A 22,835-nucleotide genomic window follows, 5' to 3' on the forward strand; every position below is an offset into this window, starting at 1 on the left:
GCTTTCGGGGACTTGAGCGCCCCGAAAGCCACCTTCACGGCATGTGTGTTGTGGTTGGCGGGCGTGCGAGGGGTGGATTTGTGTCGTCTAGCGCCCCGAAGGCCACCTTCGGGGACCGTGGGTTCTCACCCTCACTGCTGATCTCGCCGGAATCGCTGCGACTCGCGCACACCGTTGTGACCTTCGAGGCGTGCGGCGCTCCCTGAACTAGACGGTTTTCAGGACGCCGCCGTCTACGACGTAGTCGGCGCCGGTGATGTTGGCGGCGTGCGGTGAGGCGAGGAAAGCGACGAGTGCGGCGGTTTCCTCGGGTTCGGCGAGCCTGCCGGTGGTGATGCCCATCCGCGCGGGCAGGCCGGTGAGGAAGGTGTCGAGGTCGACGCCCTGCTCGCGCGCGAGGTCACCGGCCATGCCCGCCGGGTCCGACCAGTTCCGGGTGCGGGTGGGGCCGGGGCTGACGGTCGTCACGCGGACTCCCCGCGGGCCCAGTTCCTCCGACAGCGCCTTGCTCACGTTCGTCAGCGCGGCCTTCGCGGCGCCGTACTCGACGGGCGGGTGCGCGAACCGCGCGCCGATCGAGGAGATGTTGATGATCACACCGCGGCGCGCGACCAAGCTGTCGAGTGCCGCGCGGGTAACCCTAACCGTGCCGAAGAGGTTGAGGTCGAAGGTCCGCTGCCACGCTTCGTCGGTGATCGACGCGAAGCTCTCGCCGTGCGCGATGCCCTGCCGGACGCCGCCGACGTTGTTGACCAGGATGTCGATGCCTCCGAGCGCTTCGAGCGCGGTTTCGACGACGGTGGTGGCGCCTTCGGCGGTGGCCAGGTCGCCGAGCACCGGGATCGCGTCCAGTCCGGGCGTGACCGTGCGGGCGGCCGCGGCCACGCGGACCCCTTCCCCGGCGAGCCGCCGCGCGATGGCGAGGCCGATTCCCTTGCTGGCGCCGGTGACCAGCGCGGTCTTGCCTTCGAGACGCAGATCCATGATCCACCTTTTCTTGAACTAGAGTTACAAAATAAGGGCACGCCTCACCGATGCGTGAGGAAGTTCAGAGCAAGCGCAGTGCGGTCTCCGCGAGCGAGGACAGGCGGGCCGGATCGGGATCGGCTTTCGCCAGCACCCTGATCCCGTTGAACGTGGTCAGGAAGAAGGCCGCCAAGGCGCCCGCGTCGGCTTCGCGGTCGATCTCACCCGCGCGCTGCCCCTCTTCGATCGTGCTCTTGAGCGCCGCGTGCTGCCGGTCGAGCGCCCGGCGTACGAGGTGGCCGACGATCTCGTCCTTGCCGCCGAATTCGATCGCCGCGTTGGTCACCATGCAGCCGCGCCGCTCCTCGTCGTCCAATGAGGCAGCCAGAACGAGGTCGACCGCGGCCTTGATCCGCTCGCGCGCCGGGCCGTGCCCGTCGAGGATTTCGATCAGGCGCGCCGTCTCGCGCTCGTGGTAGCGCCGCAACGCGCGTTCGTAGAGCGCGTGCTTGCTGGTGAACGCGTTGTAGAGGCTGCCGCGCCCGATGCCGAGCGCATCCACGAGCTGCTGCGGCGTGGTGCCCGCGTAGCCGTTCGACCAGAACACGTCCATCGCCGCGTCGACGGCGGCGTCCGGGTCGAAGCCCTTCGTTCTGGCCATGGGGCGACCCTAGCCTCTTTTGTAACTAGAGGTCAAGAATACGATCTGTCATGTCACGATCACCCGCGCGAGGGGGTATGTCGTACCGGCGTCCGGGAGGGGGCGAGGGGCAAAATCTCCCCTGGGCGCCCAGACTAGTGTGGTACCTCCCGGGTCGCGCCGATACTCCCGGGCCAAGGTCTCTACGGGGAGGTTTTCGCTGGTGTCGAACGATTCTTTCGTCCACCTGCATGTGCACACCGAGTATTCGATGCTCGATGGTGCGGCGAAGATCGGTCCGTTGTTCGCGGAGGCGGCGCGGTTGGAGATGCCGGCGGTGGGGATGACCGACCACGGCAACATGTACGGGGCGGACGAGTTCTATCAGCAGGCTCGTAAGCATGGGTTGAAGCCGATCATCGGGATCGAGGCGTATGTCGCGCCGGAGTCGCGGTTTCACAAGAAGCCGGTGTTCTGGGGGCAGTCGAGCCAGCGTGGTGCGGATGAGTTCGGTGAGGGTGGTGACGTCTCCGGTGGTGGTGCGTATACGCATATGACGATGCTGGCGGAGAACCCGGTGGGGTTGCGGAACTTGTTCAAGTTGTCGTCGCTGGCGTCGATGCAGGGGTATTACCGGAAGCCGCGGATGGATCGGGAGATCATCGCGGAGAACGCGGCGGGGATCATCGCGACGACGGGGTGCCCGTCGGGTGAGGTGCAGACCCGGTTGCGGCTGGGGCAGAAGGACGCGGCGGTGCAGGCGGCGTCGGACTACAAGGACATTTTCGGGCCGGACAACTTCTTCCTGGAGTTGATGGATCACGGGTTGCCGATCGAGCGGTCGGTGCGGGAAGGGCTGCTGGAGATCGGCAGGCTCCTGGACCTCAAGCCCTTGGCGACGAACGATTCGCATTATGTGACCAAGGATCAGGCGGACACGCACTCGGCGTTGTTGTGCGTGCAGGCGGGTAAGACGCTCAACGATCCGAACCGGTTCAAGTTCGACGGGGACGGTTACTACCTGAAGTCGGCCGCGGACATGCGGGAGTACTGGGACAAGGAGGTTCCGGGCGCGGCGGACTCGACCCTGCTGATCGCCGAACGCGTCGAGTCCTACGAAGAGGTCTACACCCACAAAGACCGGCTGCCCTTCTTCGAGGTCCCCGAGGGGTACGACCAGGGCACCTGGCTGCGCGCCGAGGTCGACCGCGGCCTCAAGTGGCGCTTCCCCGACGGCGAGCCCGAGGGCTACCGCGACCGCATCGAGGTCGAGCTCGACGTCATCATCGGCAAGGGCTTCCCCGCCTACTTCCTCATCGTCGCCGACCTCATCAACTACGCCCGCAGCGTCGGCATCCGGGTCGGCCCCGGCCGAGGGTCCGCCGCCGGGTCGCTGGTCGCGTACGTGCTCGGTATCACCAACCTGGACCCGATCCCGCAGAAGCTGCTGTTCGAGCGGTTCCTCAACCCCGAGCGCGTCTCGATGCCCGACATCGACATCGACTTCGACGACCGCCGCCGCGGCGAGATGATCCGCTACGCGACCGACAAGTACGGCGTCGACAAGGTCGCCCAGGTGATCACGTTCGGCACCATTAAGACCAAGGCGGCGATCAAGGACTCCGCCCGCGTCCACTATGGACAGCCGGGGTACGCGATCGCGGACAAGATCTCCAAGGCGCTGCCGCCGCCCATCATGGCGAAGGACATCCCGCTGTCGGGGATCGTCGACTCGAAGCACGAGCGCTACGCCGAGGCCGCTGAGGTCCGCACGCTCGTGGAGACCGACGACGAGTGCAAGACGATCTTCGACACCGCGCGCGGCCTGGAGGGCCTGATCCGCAACGCGGGCGTGCACGCCTGCGCGGTGATCATGTCCAGCGAACCGCTGACCGACGCGATTCCGTTGTGGCAGCGCGACGACGGGTCGATCATCACCGGCTGGGACTACCCGTCGTGCGAGGCCATCGGCCTGCTGAAGATGGACTTCCTCGGCCTGCGCAACCTCACCGTCATCGGCGACGCGATCGACAACATCAAGGAAAACCGCGGCGTCGACATCGACCTCGACACCCTCGGCGTCGACGATCCCGAGACCTACAAGCTGCTCGCGCGCGGTGACACCCTCGGCGTGTTCCAGCTCGACGGCGGGCCGATGCGGGACCTGCTGCGCCGCATGCAGCCGACCCTGTTCGACGACATCGTGGCGGTGGGCGCGCTGTACCGCCCCGGCCCGATGGGCATGAACGCGCACAACGACTACGCCGACCGCAAGAACGCGCGGCAGAAGGTCAAGCCGATCCACCCCGAGCTCGAGGAGCCCCTGAAGGAGATCCTGGCCGACACCTACGGCCTGATCGTCTACCAGGAGCAGATCATGCACATCGGCCAGAAGGTGGCCGGGTACTCGATGGGCCGCGCGGACGTGCTCCGCCGCGCGATGGGCAAGAAGAAGGCCGAAGTCCTCGAGAAGGAGTTCGAGGGCTTCCACGCCGGGATGAAGTCCAACGGCTTCTCCGACGAGTCGATCAAGGCGCTGTGGGACACGATTCTCCCGTTCGCCGGGTACGCGTTCAACAAGAGCCACGCGGCCGCGTACGGCCTGGTGTCGTACTGGACCGCGTACCTGAAGGCGAACTACACCGCGGAGTACATGGCCGCGTTGCTGACTTCGGTGGGGGACAACAAGGACAAGTCGGCGATCTACCTCTCGGAGTGCCGCAGGCTCGGGATCAAGGTGCTGCCGCCGGACGTCAACGAGTCCGCCATGCGCTTCGCCGCGGTCGGCGACGACATCCGCTTCGGCATGGGCGCGGTCCGCAACGTCGGCGCCAACGTCGTCGAATCCATCATCAAGACCCGCCAGGAAAAAGGGAAGTACTCCTCCTTCACCGACTTCCTCGACAAGTCCGAACTACTGGCCTGCAACAAACGCGTCATCGAATCCCTGATCAAAGCCGGCGGCTTCGACTCACTCGGCAACACCCGCCTGTCCATGATCCAAGTCCACGAAGACGCCGTGGAAGCCGTCGTCCCGCTCAAACGCCAGCAGGCCATGGGCCAGTTCGACCTCTTCGGCGGCGGAGACGACACCCCCGCCGAGGAATCCTCCTCACCGCTGGCGCACCTGAAGTTCGGCGAAGAGGAGTACCCGCGCAAGCAGCTGCTCGCCTACGAACGCGAAATGCTCGGCCTCTACGTCTCCGCCCACCCCCTCGACGGCGCCGAACGCATCCTGCGCAAACACGCACCCCGCCCCATCGCCGCCATCCTGGCCGACCCGCCCAAGGAAGGCGAGGTCGTCATCTCCGGCCTCATCACCTCCCTCGAACGCCGCGTCAACAAAAAAGGCGAACCCTGGGCCATCTGCACCATCGAAGACATGGACGCCTCGCTCGAAGTCCTGTTCTTCCCCCGCTCCTACGTCCTGTTCGCCGCCGACCTCGTCGAAGACAACGCCGTCCTCGCCAAAGGCCGCGTCAACTGGCGCGAAGACAAAATGTCCATCTTCGGCGGCGGACTCGTCCCACTCGACCTCTCCGACGCCGCCATCGGCGAGGAGGAGCCACCGCTGATCCTGCTCGCCGCGGCCGAGCGGCTCGACCGCAGCGTCGTGGGCGAGCTGAAGTCGACGCTGCAGGCGCACAAGGGGGACACCCCGGTGCACCTCAAGCTGATGGGGGCGAAGCGGCAGACCGTGTTCGCGCTCTACGATTACCCGGTCAAGGTGACCTCGATGCTGATGGGCGAGCTGAAGAGCATTCCGGGGATCACCGCGGGCACATGATCGGCTTCGGCGTGCTTCGCGCGCCGGAACGGGTCACGATGGACTGGTGACCACAACCGAGCCCTACCAGCCCGATCCGCGACGCTGGAAAGCGCTCGCGGTCACCTTGACCGCGGGGTTCATGGGCCTGCTCGACGTCAGCATCGTCAACGTGGCGCTGCCGTCGATCCAGCAGGGGATCGGCCTGAGCACCGGCGGCGTGCAGTGGGTGGTGTCCGGGTACGCGCTGACGTTCGGGCTCGTGCTGGTCTCCGGCGGGCGGCTCGGCGACACCCTCGGCAGGCGGCGGATGTTCCTGATCGCGCTGAGCGCGTTCGTGGCCACCAGCGCGCTCGCGGGCGCGGCGCCGAACGAGCTGATGATCGTGCTCGCACGCCTGCTGCAGGGCTGCGCGGCTGGCATGCTCACGCCGCAGAACACCGGGCTCGTCCAGGACCTGTTCCGCGGCCCGGAACGCGGCAAGGCGTTCGGCCTGTTCGGCGCCGTGGTGGGGATTTCCACCGCGGTCGGGCCGGTGCTCGGCGGGGTGATCATCTCGGTGTTCGGCGAACCCGACGGGTGGCGCTGGATCTTCTTCGTCAACGTGCCCATCGGCGCGTTCGCCTTCGCGCTCGCGTGGCGGCTGCTCCCGAAGGCGCCGCGCCGCGAACGCTCGCTGCGGTCCGAGATCGACTTCGCGGGCGTCGTCCTGCTCGGTGCCGCCGTGCTGTGCGTGCTGCTCCCGCTCGTCCAGTCCGAACAGGGCGGGCTGGCGAAGCTGTGGTGGCTGTTCCCTGCCGCCGCGGTGTTCGGGTTCGCGTTCGTCCGCTGGGAGCGGCACACCGTGCGCCGCAACCGTTCCCCGCTGCTCGACACGCGGCTGTTCACCACCACGCCCGGGTACTCCTCCGGTGCCGCGCTCGGGTCGATCTACTTCTGCGGGTTCGCCGGGATCTGGCTCGTCTTCTCCACGTTCTTCCAGCAGGGCCTGGGATATACGGCGCTGCAGTCGGGGCTGGCGGTGACTTCGTTCGCACTGGGCTCCTCGGTCTCGGCGGCGATCGCGGGGCGGCTGGTGCCGCGCTGGGGCCGCCGGATCACGGTCTCCGGGCTGGCGCTGGTCGTGCTCGGGCTCGGTGGCGTAGCGGGGATCGTCCAGCTCGCCACCCCGTCGGCGACCGGCCTCGCCGTCGCGTTTCCGTTGCTGGTGGCCGGAATCGGCGGCGGCATGGTGATCTCCCCGAACACCACGCTGACCCTGGAAAGCGTGCCGACCGCGATGGCGGGCGTCGCGGGCGGTGCGTTGCAGACCGGCCAGCGGATCGGCACCGCGATCGGCACGGCGGTGCTCGCGTCGGTGTTCCACGCGGTGGTGGGCGCCTCGGACTCTGCGGCCGAGCGGTATCCGCTCGCGTTGTCGGTCTCGATGCTGTGCGCGATCGCGCTCGTGCTTGTCGCATTGTGCTTGGCAGTGCTCGAACTCCGGGCGCGCCGGAATCAGACAACGCCGTTGTCCAAAGAGGAACGAGAACGGCGCGATGCCGAGTGCTCGTCGGCGGACGTCCAGCGAAGCTGACGGATCTTCACCCCGGTGGCCCTGTCTTATTACGCTATGCGACAAGTGTTGCTCCATCTGAGTGATGCTCGTCGTATTGGTCTGGCGCTACTTAGAGCAACCGGGTAGACCTAATGTCGCCTCGTTGGTGGAAAATCAACTACCTACAGTGGCAATCCGGCGGCGAAGTTCGGGGATGGGGCGTCGCGCCGGACGCACCCGAGTCCAGGGGGCCCCAGGCCTTGTTCGGACACTCAGGGTGACCTTCAGCTGAGGGCCGTCGGCGTCCGCGGGGGACCGTGCGGCGGCATCGCTGAAGGGGCCGAGTGGTTGAGGTGACAGCGAAGGCGCCTGCTCAGGTGGGCCCGGACGAGGGGGAACCGGGCCCACCTGAGCTTCCGGTGGCGAACCGGCGGCACGCGTGCAGGAACCGCTCGATCAGCCCCGTGGTCTGTCCCTTCGTCCACGCGAGCGCGAGGTCGAACGGCGGCGCGTCGGAGACTTCCACCCACGACAGCACGGGTTTCGTGAAATAGCTCGCGGTGGAGGCGGGTGCCAGCCAGACACCGCGTCCGCTCGCCACCTGGATCAGGCACTCCTCCGGCGTTCTCGCCGACGGTCCATAGTGGACTTCGCTACCGTCGGGGCGCGGGTCGACCGCCCAGCGCGCCCGCACCTCGGCCGGGATCGAGTCGTGCGGCCCGACCACCGGCTCACCGGCGAGCTCGGCGAGCCCGATCGCGGTTTCGCCTGCCAGCCGGTGATTCGTCGGCACCGCGACGACGGCGGGTTCGCGCAGGATGCGGGCGGCGGTGAGCCGGTCGTCGCCCGCGGGCAGCCAGAGGAACGCGGCGTCCGCGTCGCCGAGCGCGAGCAGTTCGACCTCCTCGGACAGGCTGCTCACCGACACCAGGTCGACGGTGATGCCGGGTGCTTCGGCGCGCAGCGCGGCGAGCACGTCCGGGATGAAGTGCGCTGTGCTCTGCGCCTTGAACGCGATCCGCAGCGAGCCGCGCACGCCCGCCTCCACCGAACCGATCTCGGCGAGCATGTCCTCGGCCGCGGCGAGCAGGTCCTCCCCGCGCGCGGCGATCACCTTGCCCGCCGGGGTGAGCGCGACCCCGCGCGAAGTGCGGACGAGCAGGGTCGCGCGCGCGGTCCGTTCGAGCTGGCGGATCTGCCCGCTCACCGCCTGCTGCGTGAGGTTGAGCCGGCCGGCCGCGCGCGTCATCGACCCTTCGTCGGCGACCGCGAGCAACGTCTGCACCAGCCGTAGGTTCAGCTCCACCGCAGCAGTCTCCCCGCTGGTAACGGCACCGGCATCCCCCTACCGGGTCGTGTAGCCGCCGTTGAGGAAGATCGTCTGCCCGTTGGCCCACCAGCCGTCGGTGAGCAGGAACTCCAGCCAGGGCACGATGTCCTCGATCTTCGTCAGGTCCCCGTTCATCGCCGAGGACTTGTGGAAGGCGACGGATTCGTCGGTTTCGGCAGGGTAGAAGAACGGGGTGTCCATCGGCCCCGGCGCCACCGCGTTGACGGAGACGTTGCGGCCGAACAGTTCCTTCGACAGCGCGCGCGTGAAGTGCTCCACGGGCGCCTTGCTGCCCGCGTAGACCGAGTACAGCCCGGTGTAGGCGGCCAGCAACGAGGTGAGAATCGTGATGATCTTCCCGCCGTCGGTGACCTCCTTCGCCGCCTCGCGGAGGAAGAAGTAGGCGGCCTTGCTGTTGACCGCGAACATCCGGTCGTACTCGTCCTCGGTGACCTCGGTCACCGGCTTCTTGAGCACCATGCCCGCGGTGTTGACCGCCGCGTACGGTGCGCCGAACCGCTCGCGCGCCGCCGCGAACAGGCCTTCGACACCGGCGACCGCGGTCAGATCCGCTTGGTGCACAAGGGATTCACCGCCCGCTTCGCGCACGGCCGCCGCGGTGTCCTTCGCCTGCGCGGCGGAGCTGTCGCTGTTGTGGTGCACGACGACCTTCGCCCCTCGCGCGCCCACCGTCCTGGCGAGCAGGCCGCCGAGGTTGCGCGAAGCGCCGCCGATGATGATCACTTTGCCGTCGAGGTCGGCCATGGGTTCCCTTCCGTGGGTGGACTTGCGTTCTCCTCCCACCCTCGGCCGCGACCGCCGCCGCGCGCCAACAGAACTTTCCTGTCCGCGGGCACAAGCGACCTTTGTGGCGCCCCGCTCGCTGATCTTGCCGCGACGTGCTGGGATGGTCCCCGACCGTGTGAAGATCGCAGACGAGGAGCGGTGATGTCCGAGCAACCCGCCCCCTCCGGCACCCGGATCCGGGTCTGGTACCGGCCGATGGTGGCCAGGGGTGAGCACGAGCAGCACCGGGTGGCGACCACCCTGGAGCTGCTGTTCGACCTGTGTTTCGTGGTCGCCGTCGGGCAGATGGCCTCGGCGCTGCACCACGCGCTTTCGTCCGGCCACATCGGACACGGTGTGCTGAGCTTCCTGATGGTGTTCTACGCCGTCTGGTGGGCGTGGTTCCAGTTCAGCTGGTTCGCCACCACCTTCGACACCGACGACGTGCCGTACCGGCTCGCGGTGCTCGTGCAGATCGCGGGCGGGCTGGTGATCGCGGCCGGGGTGCCCCGCGCGTTCGAGCGCGAGGACTTCACGGTCATCGTGATCGGGTACGTGCTGATGCGGCTCGCCGGGGTCACGCAGTGGCTGCGCGCGGCGCGGACCGACCGGATGCGGCGGCCGACCTGCCTGCGCTACGCCGGCGGCATCGTGGCGGTGCAGATCCTCTGGATCGCCAGGCTGGCGCTGCCCCACGACTGGCTGCTGCCCTCGTTCTTCGTGCTGTTCGTGTTCGAGTGCCTGGTGCCGATCTGGGCGGAGCAGGCCGTCGGTACCACCTGGAACCGGCACCACATCGCCGAGCGGTACGGCCTGTTCACCATCATCGTGCTCGGCGAGACCGTGATCGGGGCGAGCGCGGCGATCCAGCACGGCATCGAGGACGGGCAGCACCTCGGCGGGCTCATTTCGCTCGCCGTCGCGGGGCTCGTGCTGGTGTTTTCCTTGTGGTGGCTGTACTTCGACCAGCCGGGGCACAAGCGGCTCGGCTCGTTCCGCACCGCGATCGCCTGGGGCTACGGGCACTTCCTGATCTTCGCCTCGGCCGCCGCGCTCGGTGCCGGGATGGAGGTGGCCGTCGACTACGACGCGCACCAGACCGCGCTTTCGTCGCTGCCCGCCGGGATGGCGATCACCGTGCCGGTGGCGGTGTTCCTGTTCTTCGTGTGGCTGCTGCACATCGGCCCGTCGAACGCGTGCCGCCCGATCGCGATCGGGTTCCCCGCCGCGGCCGTGCTCGTGCTGGCGTCGTCGTTTTCCCCGGCGCCGGTGCACTTCGCGGCGGGGATCACCGCCGTGCTGGTCGCGGTCACCGTCATCGCCACCAGGGGGCACCCGGTCGAGTGACCGGCGCCGCGCCGATGCCGCGCAGGGCGGGCAGCCAGCGGTTGCCGCCCGGCGCCGCGCCGAGCGCGACCAGCCCCGCGCAGTACTTGCTGAGCCCGGTTTCCCGCAGGCGAAGCCGTTTCAGCGCGAGTGCCGCCCCGGTGGCCGACTTGACCTCCAGCAGCACCAGGCCCTGCGCGGCGCGCCGCGTCATCGGCCCGCGGGACCAGAGCAGGCTCGTGTCGCAGGTGATCCTGGTGAGCCGGTCGGCGGTGACCAGCGTGGTCCTGCGGTAGTCGGTCACCAGCGACGCGGCGAGCGGGCGCGGTGCGGGCAGGCCGAACCGGGTGCCGAGTTCGCGGTCGAGGAAGGCGAACGAGTCCGCCGTCATCGCGTTCGCCTCGCCGGGCGGATGGGGACGGCGGCGCTTGACCGTCATTTCGCGGCGCCCGCTGAGCTTCAGCTCGCAGAAGGTGTCCGCGGTGTCGACGTAGGTCCTGGTCCTGATCTTGTAGCGGCGCCTGCGCCCTTGCCGGTGCGCGTGGTAGACGGCGAGGCCGGGGGTGTCGAAGTAGGTGGAGGAGTAGCCGAACGAGCGCCTGCCGTCGATGTCGAGCGCCAGCAGGCCCCCGATACCGTCTACAAAGGACAGGAAATCCGCGTGGCCGACGACGAACTTGCGGTCGACCCTGCTCATCAGGCCGGTCGTGTCCAGCACCTCGGGCAGGGAAATACCGGGCAGCGTCGCGGCCACGGTGCCCACGAGCGCGGTCGCGCGGTCCTCGCTCATCGGACGCCCGCGATCGGACGGCGGTCCGGCGCGGGGTGCGGGCGCAGCCGCACGTCGACGACCGTGACCTCCCTGACGTAGTCCACTTCGGACACGCTGTGGCGCACCACGGTGCCGCCGAGTCGGTGCTGCAACTCGGCGACGAGCGCGCGGTCGTCGGTCACGGCCATTTCGAGCACCACGGTGCACCGCGTGGTGGCGGCCGTCGCCGACGGGTGGTCCGTGAGGTACAGCACGGCGGGCAGCAGCACGTCGAACACCGCGACCAGCCGCCAGTCCGCCGACGGGACGCCGTTGACGAGGCCGACGACGAGGGCCACGAAGTAGTACGCCACCTCCTGCTGGGTGATCGAATCGGAGCGCAGCCGGATGATCGAGAGCACCCCGAACAGGCCGAGGCCGAGCGCGCTGGCGGACGAGATCGACAGCAGCAGCGAAACGGCGACGCAGACGCCGAGGCTCAGCGCGAGATAGGCGCAGGCGAGATCGCGCCGGTGGTGGCGCCTGGCGTAGATGCCGTAGGCGAGCACGACCATCGTGACGAGGTCGGCGGCGAGGTGGAGCAGTGTCGTGGTCATGCGTCCCACCTTGGGCCGCCACGGCGAGACACCCGTGAGACGTGCGTGAGAGAGCTTTCATCCGGCCAGGAGCCGGTATCCCATCCCGCGCACGGTTTCGATGCGGTCCGCGCCGACCTTGCGGCGCAGGTACCGGATGTAGACGTCGACGACGTTCGAGCCGGGGTCGAAGTCGAACCCCCACACGCTGTTCAGCAGCTGCTCGCGGGACAGCACATGGCCACGGTTGCGGATGAGCGTTTCCAGCAGCGCGAACTCGCGCGCGGTGAGGTCGACCTCGGCGCCGCCGACCGACGCGCGGCGGGTGTGCAGGTTCAGGCTCAGCTCGCCAGCCTTGAGCAGCGCGGGTTCGGCGTCGGCGCGATCGCGCAGCCGGAGCCGGATCCTGGCGAGCAGTTCCTCGAAGGCGAACGGCTTGGACAGGTAGTCGTCCGCGCCGCCGGAAAGCCCGGCGATCCGGTCGACCACGCTGTCGCGCGCGGTCAGGATGACCACCGGTGTCGTGCGCCCGGCCGCGCGCAGCGCGCGGAGGAGATCCGTGCCGTCGAGATCGGGGAGGCCGAGATCGAGCACGACGAGATCGTGGGCGCCGGTCAGCGCTTCGGCCAGCCCCGTCGCGCCGGTGCGGGCCCATTGGGTGGTGAAACCGTGTGCCCGCAAGCCTTTCTCGACGAAGGCGCCGAGCCGTGCCGAGTCTTCCACCACCAGGATGCTGGTCATCGCGGGGCCTCCTGCGGCGCTCGTTCGGATATCGGCAGCTCGATGGTGAACAACGCGCCATCACCCGGTGTGCTGTCGAGCACCACCTGCCCGCCGTGCGCCTCGGCGATCGCCACCACGATCGGCAGCCCGAGCCCCGATCCGTCTTCGTCGCGGGCGTTGCTGCCCCGTTTGAACCGCTCGAAGATCCTCGCACGCGAATCCGGCGGCACGCCTTCGCCGGTGTCGCGGACCCAGATCCGCGCGGTGCCCCCTGCCGCCGACGAGCCGAGCGCGATCTCCTGGTCCGGCCGCGTGTGCCGGACCGCGTTGGACACGAGCTGCAGCAGCGCCTGCGCCAGCCGCTGCCCGTCGGCGCGCACCACGACCTCGGCGACGCCGTCGAGCCGCCACTGCCGGTCGGCGAGCGGGCGCGCCTTGGTGAAGGTTTCGACGGTGAGATCGGCGAGGTCGACGCGTTCGGGCACGAGGAAGTCGGGGCGCCCCGACTTCGCCAGCACCAGCAGGTCGTCGACGATCCGCTGCATCCGGCCGAGCTCGTCGAGCACCAGCGCGGTGGTCGCGCGCCGGTCGGCGGGATCGTCGCCCATCAGCTCGAGATGGCCGCGCACGATGGTGATCGGGGTCCGCAGTTCGTGGCCCGCGTCGTCGATGAACTCCCGCTGGTCCGCGAACGCCCGCTCCAGCCGGTCGAGCATGGTGTTGAACGTCCTGCCGAGCGCCGCGACGTCATCGGAGCCGCGCACGTCGATGCGCCGGGTGAGATCGGATTCGCTGATCTGCTCCGCCGCGAGCCGCATTTCCCGCACCGGCGCGAGGATCCGCCCCGCCGCCAGCCAGCCGACCAGCCCGGCCACCAGCAGCGCCGCCGCCGACATCGCCGCCATCACGCGGATCACGTCGTCGATCTCGCCGGCGGCGTGGTCGACGAACTCGACGATCACCAGCGCGCCCCGCCGCGGATCTCCTTGCACCGTAACGGGAACGACGCCGTAGCGCGCCGAGCCGACCGCCGTTTCGACCGTCCCGTACGCGGGCACGGTCGCCTTGGCCAGCTCGGCGACCAGCGCGCGGTCGCCGTCGAGCCGCGCCGGCGCGTCGGCCGCGCTCCGCTTAGCCGCAGCGCCGTCGACGATGGAGAAGAACGTCTCGTACTTCTCCGGCAGGTTCCGTTCGAGGTAGCGCGCGAGCAGGGTGTCGACCGTGTTCGGCGCGCCGGGCGTCATCGCGTCGGCCGAGGTCAGGTAGGCGCGGAACTTCCCCGTCTCGTGGAAGATCTCGCCGTCGAGACGGTGGTCGAGCTGACCGCGGAGCACCGCGTGCGTGGCCACGAGCGCGCCCGCGAGCGCGAGCAGGACGACCAGCAGGACCCAGCCCAGAATGCGGGCCCTCGCACTCACGGTCGTCCCGCGTCAGTCATCGAAGTCTCCGTCGTCGTCGGGTTCGTCCGATTCGCTGTCATCATCCGGGTCGGCATCGGTACCGGCCACCCGGGGCGGCACCGGGACGGGCGCCGCGCCGCCCGGCGGGACCGCGGTGGTCGACGGCGCGACCGCGGGCGCCACCACCGGCGGCCCGAGCGGGGGACTGGGGCTCGCGGGCAGCGCGCGGACGACCACGATCGCGGCCGCCGCCACGAGTACGGCGGCCGTGCCGACGAGGACGGTGACCCTGGCGCGCATGGCCCCACGATGTCCGAGGCGGGTGAGGCCGGGATGAGGATCGGATGAGAAGGCTCTCATCCGATTCCTTTGCGGCGGTGTCCTGGTCTCAACCGGTGTACGAATCGCGGAAAGGACACTCCGATGCGGAAGCTCAAGGTGGCGGCGTTCATGACCCTCGACGGCGTCGTGGAGGACCCCGGCGGGTTCGGCGAGCGCCAGGACGGGGGATGGTCGCTCCCGTTCTTCGACGACGAGGCGCGGCGGTCGGCGATCGACGAGCTGGCGACCTGCGACACCTTCCTCACCGGCAGGGTGACCTACGAGATCCTGTCGAAGGCGTGGTCGGCCAACACCGGCGAGTACGCGGAACGCCTGAACGCGATGTCCAAGCTCGTCGTCTCGACGACCTTGGCGGGGCCGCTCGACTGGAACGCGCGCGTCCTCGAAGGGGAGGCCGCGGACGCGATCGCCGCGCTGAAACGGCAGCAGGGCAAGGACATCGTGGTGTACGGCAGCGCCACGCTGGTGCGGACGCTGCTGCGGCACGACCTGGTGGACGAGTTCCGGATCTCGGTCTTCCCCCTGGTACTCGGCGGCGGGAAGAGGCTGTTCCCCGAAGGGACCGAGCAGGCGCGCCTGACGCTCGTCTCCGCGAAAGCGCTGGCTTCCGGCGTGACCGCGTTGACCTACCGGAACCGTTGACCCGGAACGAGAAACGGCGGGCGCGGATCCGAAGATCCGTGCCCGCCGTCGTGGTGGCCGTGACTACTTGATGGCGCTGCCCGCCTGCCACTTGTCCCATGGCACGGACCAGTCGCCGTAGAGGTCCCACACCGGCAGCTGCGGGCCGCCGGAGTTGGTCACCTCGACGACGTCGCCGAGGCCGAGGTTCTGGTAGAACCACTTGGCGTTCGCGTCGTTGAGGTTGATGCACCCGTGCGAGACGTTCGAACTGCCCTGCTGGCCGACGCTGTTCGGGTTCTCGTGGACGAACTCGCCGTCGTTCGAGATCCGCTGCGACCACTTCTCGTTGGACTTGTAGTAGCCGGGCTGGCCCTGGCACACGCCGTAGGTGCACGAGTCCATCGTGTAGTTCTCGTGCTTGTCGGAGATGACGTGCGGACCGAGGTGCGTCGGGGTCGCGTCCTTGCCCATGGAGATGTCCATGGACTTCACCATCTGTCCATTGTGGAAGATCTGCATCTGCTCGGTGCCGCCGTCGGCCTTGGCGACCCAGGAATCGTGCACCTTGTAGCTCTCGGTGCGGTCCGTCGCGCCGTAGACGCCGTTCCCGAAGTCGACGCCATAGATCTTCGCCGACACCTTGAGCTGGGTGCCCGCCTTCCAGTACTCCTTGGGGCGGTAGTGGACGTTCTTGTCGTCGATCCAGTACCAGCCGCCGTCCTGCTTCGGCGTCGATTCGACCGAAAGGTGCTTTTCCACCTCGGCCTTGTTCTTCACCGGCTGGCCGAAGCTGAACACGATGGGCTGGCCGACGCCGACCCCGGTCTGCGCCACCGCGCCCGGTGCCGGGATCAGGTTGGGGTTCGCCTGCTGGCGGGGGGACAGCGTGCTGATCTTGCCCTGCTGCTCCGCGGTCTTTCCCTTGCCGTCATTGGCATGCGCGACGATCTGGTACGTGCTGCCGTACCCGAGCGGCTCGGAGGTGGTCCAGCTCGTCTTGTCGGCGGAGAAGTCTCCCTTGACCGGTTTGTTCTTCGCCGTGTTCGACACGGTCACGTCGGCGAGCGTGCCGTTGGCCGCCTTCACGGTGATCGGCTTCGCCGGGTTCAGGTCGGTCCCGTTCGCCGGATCGATCGTGATGGAGACCGGGGAATCGCCGGAATCACCGCCGTTGTTCGAGGCGCCGGGCGAACCGCCGCCCTTGTCGTCGCCGGAACTGCACGCGGACAACGTCAGCGCGGCGAGCAAGAGCCCGAGAATGGCGCCGCGGCCGGAAAGTAAAGTCTTCTTTGCGAACATGTGGTCTCTTTTTGAAAGTGTCAGTGGGAAAATCAGGTGAGCGGGCATCGTCATCAAAAGTACGCGATGAGGAAGACGCCGCCGCGTCCGGAATGTTGTGCGGTAGTGGCGTGGGTCACGCCACCAGGCCGGGTCCACCATAGAGCCCGGCGCCGTCGACGCTGATCCCGGCCAGGTAAGCGGAAGCGGCCTCGTACGCGGCGGCCGAAAGCTGGTCCGTCCGGGTGAAGTCGAGCGGGCTCAACCGGATCGGCGCCGGCCCCGGCAGGTACACCACGGGCACTTCAGCCGCCGCGACGGGCGCCTCCAGCACGGCCTGGTTGCGCATGCTGATCATCGCGGTGAACATCATCACCTCGGCGAAGGTCTTCGGTGCGGACGGCAGCTTGCCGGGGAACGCGCAGTCCAGCACCACGAGCGACTTCGCGCCCATCGAAAGTGCTTGGCGCATCGGCACGTTCGCCACCAGCCCGCCGTCGTAGAGCGTCTTCCCGTCGTGCTGGACCGGCGGGAAGATGCCCGGAATGGCGCAGCTCGCCAGCAACGGCGAGAGCAGCGGGCCCGAGCGCAGCAGAAGCGGTTCCGCGGTGTCGACGTCGGTGGTGACCACGCCGAGCGGCAGCGTGAGGTCGTCGAAGGCGGTGTCCGCGCCGACGTGCTCGGCGACGATCGCGGCGAGACCGGTGTTGGGGAAGAGGTTCGTCTTGCTGTGCCGCAACGTCCGCACCTGGCTCAGCACACCGCCGGGGAACGCCTCGCTCTTGGTCATGTGCGCCCAGATCCGTTCGAGCCTGGCGAGCGGATCGCCCTCGCCGAGCGCGAGCACGGCGCCGTTGAGCGAGCCGACGGACGTACCCACCACGAGATCCGGCGCCACCCCGTGTTCGGTCAGCGCACGGAGCATGCCGACCTGCATCGCGCCGAGGCTGCCACCCCCGCCCAGCACGAACCCGACCGGACGCGGAAGCACCAACTCACCCATACCCGGAAACCTAACCGGCGCCCACCCGACTCGCCTCCCGCGGAAGGCGTCGAGGAATTAGAGTGAGCGGAACCGAACAGAGTCCAACAATCTCAAACGGTGACGGTGGGTGTCCCATGAAGCGACTTCGTGCCCTGCTGGCCTTTCTCGCCTCGCTCGTGCTGCTCGGCGCGGTGCCCGCCGCCGCGGCGGACGCGAAACCCGTGCGCACGAACGCCACCTGGTTCAACGACGCCAAGACGCCGGGCGCCGATCCGTACGTCCGCTTCGACGAAGCGAGCGGGTACTACTACGCGTACTCGACCGAAGGCGCCGACGACGGGTACTACTTCGGGGTCTACCGCTCGCCCGACCTCGCCACCTGGGAGCACCTGCCCGGCGGCGCGCTGCGCGCCGATGACGCGAAGAACTGGGCGCACGACTGGTACTGGGCGCCGGAGGTGTACTTCAACGCGAAGACCGGGCTGTACTTCCTGTTCTACGCGGGCCGGATGAACACGCACGTCGCGGAGCACTTCAAGTACGCCGATTTCGAGGAGCCGTCGAAGGTCGGGGTCGCGGTGTCCCGCTCGCCCGCGGGCCCGTTCCGCGACATCGCGGCCCAGCCGATCGACTACTTCCCGTACGACCCGGTCTACCACGACGTCAACCTGATCATGGACGCGACGCAGAAGAAGCCGCCGTCGACGCGGGAAGAGGGCGAGACGGCGCCGCTGGGCACCTACATCCCGTTCATCGATCCCAACGTCTTCTTCGACGACGACGGCCGGATCTACCTGTACTTCTCCCGCAACGCCTACCGGAACTGGGTGTGGGACACCGATCTCGGCAAGTACATCGAGGAGTCGAACATCTACGCCGTCGAGCTGACCGGCGACTGGTGGAACGACCCGACCGGCCGCACCATGCCCGCGATCCAGCCGCGCTACCGCAACGCGAACCGCGCGCCGGGTGAGAACGCGCGCAAGGACGGGTTCACCCCGATCCTGTCCTACGCGGGGCAGAAGCAGCCGTGGGAGAACGCGCACGTTGACGACTACGCGAAGTCCGGCGGCCAGAAGAAGGACCGGCGCTGGGAAGAGGGTTCGACGACGTTCAAGGCCTATCCGGGGCACGGCAGGAAACCCGTCTACTACCTCACCTACTCGGCGAACAACTTCGAGAACGAGTTCTACGGTGTCGGGTACGCGGTGGCGGACAGCCCGCTCGGCCCGTGGAAGAAGAGCGCGGCGAACCCGGTGCTCTCGCAGGACCCGGCGAAGGGCCTGTACTCGACCGGCCACGGCAGCGTGGTCGCCTCGCCGGACGGGCGCGCGCGGTACTACGTCCACCACGGCCGTCCATCCACAAAGGACGATCGGAGGATCTACACCGCCGCGCTGGACGTCGACCCCGCGGCGAAGGGGCTGGCCATCTCGTCGTCGACCTCGGACGAGCCGATGCCGCCGGGGGTGGCGCCGTTCGCGATGCGCGCCGACCGGGGCGTGCTCGTCGGCCCCCGTGGGCGTCCCGCGACCACTTCGGTGACGGTCAGCGCCGCGGACGGAGCCGCGTTCGACCTCGCCAACCCGCTCAACCGGGTGGACGCCAGGCTCTGGCCACCGTCGGCGGGCATCGTCCAAGTCACGGGCTCGCGGGTCGTGGTGACGCCGTCGAAGCCGGGCGCGGCCGTGCTCACGGTGACCTACCAGCGCGCCCGCGCGGCAGGCGGCTACTTCGACGTGACGCAGGGCCGTGACCACCCGGTGGCGGTTTCGGTCCCGGTGATCGCCTGGTAGAGGGCTGCGCCGAGACGATCGATGCGTGACACTCGTCACAAGGGCAATGGCCCTTCGACGAGGAGGTACTCGTGGTCGACCAGCCGAAGGTGACGGAGAAGGAAGCACGTGCGGTCGCGGAGGAGGCCCGGGAGAGCGGCTGGCGCAAGCCGTCGTTCGCGAAGGAGCTCTACCTCGGCCGGTTCCCGCTGGACCTGGTGCACCCCCATCCCAGGCCGGAAGCCGACGCGGCGGCGAAGGCGGACCGGTTCCTCACCGCGTTGCGCGAATACTGCGAGACGCTCGACGGCACGGTCATCGAACGGGATTCGCGGGTGCCGGACGAGTACGTCGACGGGCTCGCGAAGCTCGGCTGCTTCGGTATCAAGATCCCGGAGGAGTACGAAGGGCTCGGGCTGAGCCAGGTCGCCTACAACCGCGCGCTGATGCTCGTCGGCTCGGTGCATCCGACGCTCGGCGTGCTGCTCTCGGCGCACCAGTCGATCGGGGTGCCGGAACCGCTCAAGCTCGCGGGCACACCGGAGCAGAAGGCCGCGTTCCTGCCGAGGTGCGCGCGCGGCGCGGTCACCGCGTTCCTGCTCACCGAACCGGACGTCGGTTCGGACCCGGCGAGGCTGGCGACCTCGGCGACGCCGACGGAGGACGGCGAGGCGTACGAGCTGAACGGCGTGAAGCTGTGGACCACCAACGGCGTGGTGGCGGAGCTGGTCGTGGTGATGGCGCGCGTGCCCAAGTCCGACGGCAGGCGCGGCGGGGTCACCGCGTTCATCGTGGAGACCGATTCGCCGGGGATCACCGTCGAGCAGCGCAACGCGTTCATGGGGCTGCGCGGTATCGAAAACGGGGTCACGCGCTTCCACAACGTGCGCGTGCCCAAGGAAAACGTCGTCGGCGGCGAGGGGCAGGGCCTGAAGATCGCGCTCGCCACGCTCAACACCGGCAGGCTCTCGATTCCGGCGATCTGCACGGGCGCGAGCAAGTGGTGCCTGAAGATCGCGCGGGAGTGGTCGGCCGAACGGGTGCAGTGGGGCCGCCCGGTCGGTGAGCACGCGGCGGTGGCGAAGAAGATTTCGTTCATCGCGGCCACCACGTACGCGCTCGAAGCCGTGCTGGACCTTTCGGCGCACATGAGCGACGAGGGTCGCAACGACATCCGCATCGAAGCGGCGCTGGCGAAGCTGTGGGCGAGTGAGATGTCGTGCCTGGTCGCGGACGAGCTGATGCAGATCAGGGGCGGGCGCGGGTACGAGACGGCCGAGTCGCTCGCGGCGCGCGGTGAACGCGCCGTCCCCGTCGAGCAGCTCGTGCGGGATCTGCGGATAAACCGCATCTTCGAAGGCTCGTCGGAGATCATGCACCTGCTGATCGCGCGCGAGGCGGTCGACGCGCACCTGTCCGCGGCGGGTGATCTCGCGGACGCGGACGCGGACCTGAAGGCCAAGGCGAAGGCTGCGGCCAAGGCGAGCGGGTTCTACGCGAAATGGCTGCCCCAGCTCGTTTCGGGCAAGGGGCAGGTGCCGACCTCGTTCCGCGAGTTCGGTCCACTTGCGACACATCTGCGCTACGTCGAGCGGACGGCCCGCAAGCTCGCCAGGTCGACCTTCTACGGCATGGCCCGCTGGCAGGCGGGGCTCGAACGCAGGCAGGGGTTCCTCGGCAGGGTCGTCGACATCGGCGCGGAGCTGTTCGCGATGGCGGCGGTCTGCGTGCGGGCCGAGATGCAGCGCGCCGACGGCGAAGGCGGGGCGGGCGCCGACCTCGCCGAAGTGTTCTGCCGCCAGGCGAGGCTGCGCATCGAGGCGCTTTTCGACGCGTTGTGGGACAACACGGACGACGTCGACCAGCGGCTCGCCGGTGAAGTGCTCGACGGCCACTACACCTGGCTCGAGGCGGGCGTCCTCGATCCGAGCGAGGGCACCGGGCCCTGGATCGCGCACTGGGAACTCGGCGCGACGAAGGTGAAGAACCTTTCACGTCCATACGTTCGACCGCGGTGAAAACGCGGTGTTAGGGAACTGAAAGCGCCGATGGGTAGAAATGAGGTGATCGGACTCGAACGGAATGGACGGCGTCGATGAGGGTTTCGGAACGGGGCATGCGCAGTGCCGGTATTGGCACCGCGTTCACACCGGCGGACGGTGGTCTCGGATAAGAAAGTGACTGTTCGCGTGGTGGTGTCACACCAGGATCACTGTGACGAATCGGCGGTGACCTTCTCCGGCCCGGCTCCCAGTGCCTTCTTTTTCTTCCAGCGGAGCAAGAAGAAGACGCCCACCACCGCGAGCACCCCCACCACGATGAGACCGCCGGTGCTCATCGCGCCTTCGATCTTCTTCGCCGCCTCGCCTAGCGCGGCACCGATGCCGATGTGCAGGGCGGACCAGCACATCGCCCCGGCGGCGACGGCGGGCAGGAATTTCCGGTACGGCAGCCCCGAGGTTCCGGCTGCGGCCGGGGTGAGCGTGCGGACCACCGGCAGGAAGCGGGCGAAGAACACCGCCCACGCGCCGCGTCGCTGGAGGATTCCGGTGGCCTTGTCCCACGCGTCGACGCCGTACTTCTGGATCAGCTTCGTCTCGCGCAGGCGCGGCCCGAAGCGCTTGCCGATGTAGTAGCCGAGCGAGTCGCCCAGCGCGGCGCACACCGTCACCACGGCCCACAGGACGAGGAACCGCGGCACCGAGGTCGCGGTCGTGGCCGCGATCAGCAGCCCGCCTTCGCCCGGTGCGATGAAACCGAGTCCGATCGTGCACTCGGCGAACACGAGCCCGCCCGTCGCCCCCACGAGTGCCGGCTGCGGCAGTGCCTGTAGCCATTCGAGCACTTCGCTCACCACTGCCACGGTTGATCCCCCGTCTGATAGATCCCAGCTTGTCTGGTTTCACCCTATCTGGTGGCCGCGGGGGACCGCGTTGAACTTTCGTCAGGTGTTGGGGTCGCCTTCGGTTACCTCGCGAGTCGTTCGAGGAGGCTGGTGGCTTCCTGGGCGGCGGGTCCGGCCGTGGACAGGTGGGCCAGGTTCGCCGGAAGCTGCTCACCGCGATGCGCCACGGTTTGGGCGTACAGGCGCCCGGCCCGGTAGGAGGACCGCACCAGCGGTCCGGCCATGACTCCGGCGAACCCGAGTTCTTCGGCGGTTTTGGAGTGCTGGACGAACTCTTCGGGCTTGACCCAGCGTTCCACCGGGTGATGCCGCGGCGAGGGCCGCAGATACTGGGTGATCGTCAAGATCTCGCACCCGGCCTCGACCAGATCCCGCATCGCCTCGGTCACCTCGTCCGGGGTTTCACCCATGCCGAGGATCAGGTTCGACTTCGTCACCAACCCCGCCCGCCGGGCCTCGCTGATCACTTGAAGGGAGCGGGCGTAGCGGAACCCGGGACGGATCCGCTTGAAGATCCGCGGCACCGTCTCCACATTGTGCGCCAGCACCTCCGGCCGCGACCCGAACACCTCCGCCAACTGATCCGGGTCGGCGTTGAAATCCGGGATCAGCAACTCCACCCCGGTCCCCGGATTCAACGAATGGATCTGGCGCACCGTCTCGGCGTACAACCACGCGCCGCCGTCAGCCAGGTCGTCGCGGGCGACGCCGGTGACCGTGGAGTAGCGCAAGCCCATGGCCTGCACCGACTCCGCGACCTTCCGCGGCTCCTCGCGGTCGAGATCGGCGGGGCGTCCGGTGTCGATCTGGCAGAAATCACACCGCCGCGTGCACTGATCACCCCCGATCAGGAAGGTCGCCTCGCGGTCCTCCCAGCACTCGTAGATGTTGGGACAGCCCGCCTCCTCACACACGGTGTGCAGACCCTCACGACGAACCAGGCCCTTCAACTCCGTGAACTCCGGACCCATCTTCGCCCGCGTCCGAATCCACGACGGCTTCTTCTCGATCGGCGTCTCACTGTTACGAACCTCGAGCCGCAACAACTTCCGACCATCCGGTGCAGCAGTCACGCCGTTCAGCGTACGCCCGGACCGGGTGCGGT

The 22,835-nt window shown here is 68.5% G+C and carries 19 protein-coding genes; 6 read left to right on the forward strand and 13 right to left on the reverse strand.

The genetic code is table 11. The features are described 5' to 3' along the window. Positions 1-207: 207 nt before the first annotated feature. Together HUW46_RS33070 and HUW46_RS33075 are read right to left on the reverse strand one after the other, a co-directional pair. On the reverse strand, positions 208-984 hold the full coding sequence (locus tag HUW46_RS33070; protein ID WP_215542674.1) for an oxidoreductase: 777 nt from the start codon (positions 982-984) through the stop codon (positions 208-210). A 64-nt stretch (positions 985-1,048) separates the two neighbouring features. Beyond that, positions 1,049-1,627 (reverse strand): TetR/AcrR family transcriptional regulator, encoded by a 579-nt coding sequence (locus tag HUW46_RS33075; RefSeq protein WP_215542675.1) that lies wholly within the window; start codon positions 1,625-1,627, stop codon positions 1,049-1,051. Between the two features lie 202 nt (positions 1,628-1,829). On the opposite strand from HUW46_RS33075, the gene dnaE reads away from it, so the two are divergent. Both dnaE and HUW46_RS33085 read left to right on the forward strand, forming a co-directional pair. Further along, entirely contained in the window at positions 1,830-5,393 is a 3,564-nt protein-coding gene (gene dnaE, locus HUW46_RS33080; RefSeq protein ID WP_215542676.1) for a DNA polymerase III subunit alpha, read from the forward strand. 121 nt (positions 5,394-5,514) lie between these two features. Further along, positions 5,515-6,948 (forward strand): MFS transporter, encoded by a 1,434-nt coding sequence (locus HUW46_RS33085; protein WP_215550256.1) that lies wholly within the window; start codon positions 5,515-5,517, stop codon positions 6,946-6,948. Between the two features lie 334 nt (positions 6,949-7,282). On the opposite strand, the gene HUW46_RS33090 is transcribed toward HUW46_RS33085, so the two are convergent. Together HUW46_RS33090 and HUW46_RS33095 are read right to left on the reverse strand one after the other, a co-directional pair. Beyond that, positions 7,283-8,215 carry a LysR family transcriptional regulator gene (locus HUW46_RS33090; protein ID WP_215542677.1) on the reverse strand — a complete coding sequence of 311 codons (933 nt, stop codon included), beginning with the start codon at positions 8,213-8,215 and terminating at the stop codon, positions 7,283-7,285. Between the two features lie 39 nt (positions 8,216-8,254). After that, the gene (locus tag HUW46_RS33095) at positions 8,255-9,004 is read right to left on the reverse strand and encodes an SDR family oxidoreductase (protein ID WP_215542678.1); all 750 of its coding nucleotides are present in this window, start codon (positions 9,002-9,004) and stop codon (positions 8,255-8,257) included. A gap of 183 nt (positions 9,005-9,187) precedes the next feature. On the opposite strand from HUW46_RS33095, the gene HUW46_RS33100 reads away from it, so the two are divergent. Further along, positions 9,188-10,372, forward strand: coding sequence for a low temperature requirement protein A (locus HUW46_RS33100; protein WP_215542679.1), 1,185 nt, complete (start codon positions 9,188-9,190; stop codon positions 10,370-10,372). Here the strand turns inward: HUW46_RS33100 and HUW46_RS33105 are convergent. The 5 genes from HUW46_RS33105 to HUW46_RS33125 are packed head-to-tail and all read right to left on the reverse strand — an operon-like array spanning position 10,341 to position 14,121. Then, a complete protein-coding gene (locus HUW46_RS33105; protein ID WP_215542680.1) occupies positions 10,341-11,141 on the reverse strand; it encodes a polyphosphate polymerase domain-containing protein in 801 nt (266 codons plus the stop codon). The genes HUW46_RS33100 and HUW46_RS33105 overlap by 32 nt on opposite strands. Further along, the gene (locus tag HUW46_RS33110; RefSeq protein WP_215542681.1) at positions 11,138-11,719 is read right to left on the reverse strand and encodes a DUF4956 domain-containing protein; all 582 of its coding nucleotides are present in this window, start codon (positions 11,717-11,719) and stop codon (positions 11,138-11,140) included. Before HUW46_RS33110 ends, HUW46_RS33105 begins: the two co-directional genes overlap by 4 nt. Before the next feature lie 57 nt (positions 11,720-11,776). Next, positions 11,777-12,439: a response regulator transcription factor gene (locus HUW46_RS33115; protein WP_215542682.1), complete on the reverse strand. Its 663-nt coding sequence runs from the start codon at positions 12,437-12,439 to the stop codon at positions 11,777-11,779. Beyond that, on the reverse strand, positions 12,436-13,839 hold the full coding sequence (locus HUW46_RS33120) for a sensor histidine kinase (RefSeq protein ID WP_215542683.1): 1,404 nt from the start codon (positions 13,837-13,839) through the stop codon (positions 12,436-12,438). Before HUW46_RS33120 ends, HUW46_RS33115 begins: the two co-directional genes overlap by 4 nt. 12 nt (positions 13,840-13,851) lie before the next feature. Continuing rightward, entirely contained in the window at positions 13,852-14,121 is a 270-nt protein-coding gene (locus HUW46_RS33125; RefSeq protein WP_215542684.1) for a hypothetical protein, read from the reverse strand. A gap of 123 nt (positions 14,122-14,244) precedes the next feature. Here HUW46_RS33125 and HUW46_RS33130 point away from each other — a divergent pair, with 123 nt between their 5' ends. Continuing rightward, a complete protein-coding gene (locus tag HUW46_RS33130; protein WP_215542685.1) occupies positions 14,245-14,805 on the forward strand; it encodes a dihydrofolate reductase family protein in 561 nt (186 codons plus the stop codon). 63 nt (positions 14,806-14,868) lie between these two features. Here the strand turns inward: HUW46_RS33130 and HUW46_RS33135 are convergent, their stop codons facing one another. Together HUW46_RS33135 and HUW46_RS33140 are read right to left on the reverse strand one after the other, a co-directional pair. After that, the gene (locus tag HUW46_RS33135) at positions 14,869-16,086 is read right to left on the reverse strand and encodes a L,D-transpeptidase (protein WP_215542686.1); all 1,218 of its coding nucleotides are present in this window, start codon (positions 16,084-16,086) and stop codon (positions 14,869-14,871) included. 115 nt (positions 16,087-16,201) lie between these two features. After that, positions 16,202-17,068 carry a patatin-like phospholipase family protein gene (locus HUW46_RS33140; RefSeq protein ID WP_215542687.1) on the reverse strand — a complete coding sequence of 289 codons (867 nt, stop codon included), beginning with the start codon at positions 17,066-17,068 and terminating at the stop codon, positions 16,202-16,204. A gap of 116 nt (positions 17,069-17,184) precedes the next feature. On the opposite strand from HUW46_RS33140, the gene HUW46_RS33145 reads away from it, so the two are divergent. Continuing rightward, positions 17,185-18,846 carry a glycoside hydrolase family 43 protein gene (locus tag HUW46_RS33145; RefSeq protein ID WP_215542688.1) on the forward strand — a complete coding sequence of 554 codons (1,662 nt, stop codon included), beginning with the start codon at positions 17,185-17,187 and terminating at the stop codon, positions 18,844-18,846. Positions 18,847-18,917: 71 nt separating this feature from the next. Then, positions 18,918-20,843 (forward strand): acyl-CoA dehydrogenase family protein, encoded by a 1,926-nt coding sequence (locus HUW46_RS33150; RefSeq protein ID WP_215542689.1) that lies wholly within the window; start codon positions 18,918-18,920, stop codon positions 20,841-20,843. Positions 20,844-21,034: 191 nt separating this feature from the next. Here HUW46_RS33150 and HUW46_RS33155 read toward each other — a convergent pair whose 3' ends face one another. Together HUW46_RS33155 and lipA are read right to left on the reverse strand one after the other, a co-directional pair. Beyond that, positions 21,035-21,682 carry a DedA family protein gene (locus tag HUW46_RS33155; protein ID WP_442861002.1) on the reverse strand — a complete coding sequence of 216 codons (648 nt, stop codon included), beginning with the start codon at positions 21,680-21,682 and terminating at the stop codon, positions 21,035-21,037. A 110-nt stretch (positions 21,683-21,792) separates the two neighbouring features. Then, positions 21,793-22,803, reverse strand: a complete 1,011-nt coding sequence (lipA, locus tag HUW46_RS33160) for a lipoyl synthase (protein ID WP_215542691.1) — start codon at positions 22,801-22,803, stop codon at positions 21,793-21,795. Between the last annotated feature and the right edge of the window lie 32 nt (positions 22,804-22,835).

The sequence above is a fragment of the Amycolatopsis sp. CA-230715 genome (genome assembly GCF_018736145.1).
In the GTDB taxonomy this organism is placed as follows: domain Bacteria; phylum Actinomycetota; class Actinomycetes; order Mycobacteriales; family Pseudonocardiaceae; genus Amycolatopsis.